Here is a 2,603-nt window from a genome sequence, read left to right on the forward strand (position 1 = left end):
TTGTGGAGAGAAGCGATGAAGATAGGTCAGAAAACCGAAATCCCGGGCGCCCTGGCGCAGACCGGGTCTGCCAAGCGTGCGCAGAGTCCTCCTGGCGCGGCCGTGGGCGCCGGCACGCCGGCGGGGTCGCTGGCCGGCGTGCCGGTCACGGTGTCCGGTGCCGCCCATGTCCTGGACCCGGCCGCGCGCAGCAGCGCGGATTACGACGCGGGCAAGGTGCAGTCCGTGCGCTCCGCGCTGGAGAAGGGCAATTTCCGCGTGAGCGCGCAGGTCGTCGCCACGCGGATGATCAGCGACGCGCAGGAAATCCTTGCGCGCACCCGCGTTTGACGCGCACGGCAGGTACGGCGCCGGCGCGCGACGCAAACACATGACGTCGGAAGAATCCCTCGCGGCCGTTGAACGGCTGATCGCCGAAGTGTCTGCCGCCCTGCGCGCGGCCGACCGCGAATCGCTGGAACGGCACGCCCCGGCGCTGCGCGCTGCGGCGGCCCGGTTCGCTCTTGCGCGGCAGCAGTCTGCGTCGGCTGGCGTTGCGCTGTCGCGGTCCTGGAGAGCGCGTGTCGCCGCCATCGGCGCCACGCTCACCGTGCAGCGCGAGTGCCTGGCGCGTCTGTGCGCGCTCACCGACCGGCAGGTCGCAGGGCTGCTGCCCGCGGCCGACGCCGCGTCCACCTACGCGCCGGGCCTGCGCGCGGGGGCGGCGCGCACGTACCGTCCGGCAGGCTGAAGTTCCTTGGCCTCGCAGGCCGTTTGCTGGACCCTCAGTGCGCGCGCATCTTTGCGCGCAGCCGGGCGATGGACTGGCTGTGCAGCTGGCACACGCGGGATTCCGTGACGCCCAGCACGGCGGCGATTTCCTTGAGGTTCATGTCCTGCTCGTAGTACATGCCCATGATGTGCCGTTCGCGCTCCGGCAGGCTTTCGATGGCGTGCACCAGGGAGGTCTTGAGCCGCCGGTCGCGCAGCAGTTCCACCGGGTCGGCGGCGCTATCGACGACGTGGTGGTCCAGAAAACCGTCCTCACCGTCGCCGCCCGGCGCCATGTCCTCCAGGTACACCAGTTGGGTGCCGCGCACCTTGCCGAGCAGGCTCTGGTAGTCCGCCAGGTCCATCCCCATCTCGCGGGCGATTTCCGACTCCAGCGGGCTGCGGCCGAGTCTTTGTTCCAGCCGGTGCACGGCGTGCTCGATGTCTTTCTGGCTCTTGCGCGCGCTGCGCGACATCCAGTCGCTCTCGCGCAGTTCGTCGAGCATGGCGCCGCGGATGCGCTGGGTGGCAAAGGTTTCGAATTGCACGCCCTGCGCGGCTTCGTAGCGCGAGAGGGCGTCGGCCAGGCCCATCATTCCGGCCTGGATCAGGTCGTCGAGTTCCACGTTCGGCGGCAGCCGGGCGATCAGGTGGTGCGCGATCCTGCGCACCAGCGCAGCGTGCTGGCGCAGCATGGCGTCGCGGTCGAGCCGGCCCTTGGCGGTGTACATCGGCTCAGCGCCTGCGCGGGCAGGGCGCGCTCTTTTTCCGGCCCGTGGACGCCGGTACTTGCGGTCCGGTCTCAGGCATGGCCCTGTCCCTCCGGGTGCCCGCTGGCGGGGGAATGCGCGAAAAAGAATCCCAGGTCCGCCGCCTTGGGGTCGAACGCCGACCGGGCGGGCGCGCGCATGGACGCGCCGACGAGTTGCTGCGCGTCGGCGCGCTCCCAGTCCTCGGGGCCGCGCTGGCCCCGGGTCACTGCGCGCAGCACCAGTTGGTGGCGGATGCAGGCGTCGATCGCGGGGCCGAGTTTGACCGCTTCGTCGACCTTGGAGAGGATCGCCTGCTGCGGGCCCGCGCTCCGGAATGCGCCGAGCATGTCGTCGAGCGTATCCCCGTGGCAGCCGGCGTTGAGTACCAGCAGGCGCTGCACCTGCGGCAGTTCGAGCATGTCGAGCAGTTCGCGCCTGCGCGGGTCGCAGGGGGCCACGCCGGCGGTGTCGATGAGCACCATCTTTTTTCCGCCGAGCAGTCCCAGCAGGTCCTGCAGCGCCGCGCGGTCGTGCGCCAGATGCGCCACGATGCCCAGCGTGCGGCCGTATGCGCGCAGTTGCTCGTGCGCGCCCGCGCGGCAGTTGTCCAGCGTGACCAGGCCCACGCTGGCGGCGCCGTGGCTGCGCGCGCACAGCGCTGCCAGCTTGGCGGCGCTGCTGGTCTTGCCGACGCCGGTGGACCCGGTCAGCGCGAAGATTCCGCCCCGTTCGTGGAGCGCCGGTGCGTCCGCTTCGGTCCTGAGGTTGAGCTCCAGCGTCTGCATGATCCAGCGCACCGCCTGCGCGGGCGCGAGCGCCGGCGGCATGCGTTCGAGCAGCGCGCGCGCCAGGCCGGGCGAGTAGCCGGCGCGGATCAGCTTGAGCATGAGCTGGGACTGGATCGGGTTCTGCCCCGCCTGCCCGAGCCAGGCGAGCGTGTCCAGGCGTTCTTCGATCAGCGCCTGCATGGTCTGGAGTTCGTGCATTGCGTGGTTCTGCCGCTGCGCCGGCGCCGGGTCGGCGCCAGGCGTCGGTGCGCCGCGGCCGCGCCGCGGGGCCGCGGGCGCCTGGCCGCCATTGCCGGCTTCGGGGCTGGCCTCG

General features: G+C 71.5%; 4 protein-coding genes. 2 read left to right on the forward strand and 2 right to left on the reverse strand.

Annotated elements, in window-relative coordinates:
* Together flgM and VTU_RS0105605 are read left to right on the forward strand one after the other, a co-directional pair.
* Positions 1–330: flagellar biosynthesis anti-sigma factor FlgM (flgM, locus tag VTU_RS0105600; protein ID WP_236610640.1), on the forward strand; the 330-nt coding region annotated here is incomplete at its 5' end.
* A 40-nt stretch (positions 331–370) separates the two neighbouring features.
* Positions 371–730, forward strand: coding sequence for a hypothetical protein (locus VTU_RS0105605; protein WP_029554146.1), 360 nt, complete (start codon positions 371–373; stop codon positions 728–730).
* Between the two features lie 34 nt (positions 731–764).
* Here VTU_RS0105605 and VTU_RS0105610 read toward each other — a convergent pair whose 3' ends face one another.
* Positions 765–1,481: an RNA polymerase sigma factor FliA gene (locus VTU_RS0105610; protein WP_010101745.1), complete on the reverse strand. Its 717-nt coding sequence runs from the start codon at positions 1,479–1,481 to the stop codon at positions 765–767.
* 71 nt (positions 1,482–1,552) lie between these two features.
* Positions 1,553–2,603, reverse strand: a 1,051-nt coding sequence (locus VTU_RS25855; RefSeq protein ID WP_010101746.1) for a flagellar biosynthesis protein FlhF, incomplete at its 5' end; no start/stop codon positions are given.

This window comes from Verminephrobacter aporrectodeae subsp. tuberculatae At4, from assembly GCF_000193225.1.
Taxonomy (GTDB): Bacteria; Pseudomonadota; Gammaproteobacteria; order Burkholderiales; family Burkholderiaceae_C; genus Acidovorax; species Acidovorax aporrectodeae.

Excerpts from the sequence above, each read along its gene's own strand:
- VTU_RS0105605 (WP_029554146.1), top strand. The coding sequence starts at position 371 with ATGACGTCGGAAGAATCCCTCGCGGCCGTTGAACGGCTGATCGCCGAA.
- VTU_RS0105610 (WP_010101745.1), bottom strand. The coding sequence starts at position 1,481 with ATGTACACCGCCAAGGGCCGGCTCGACCGCGACGCCATGCTGCGCCAG.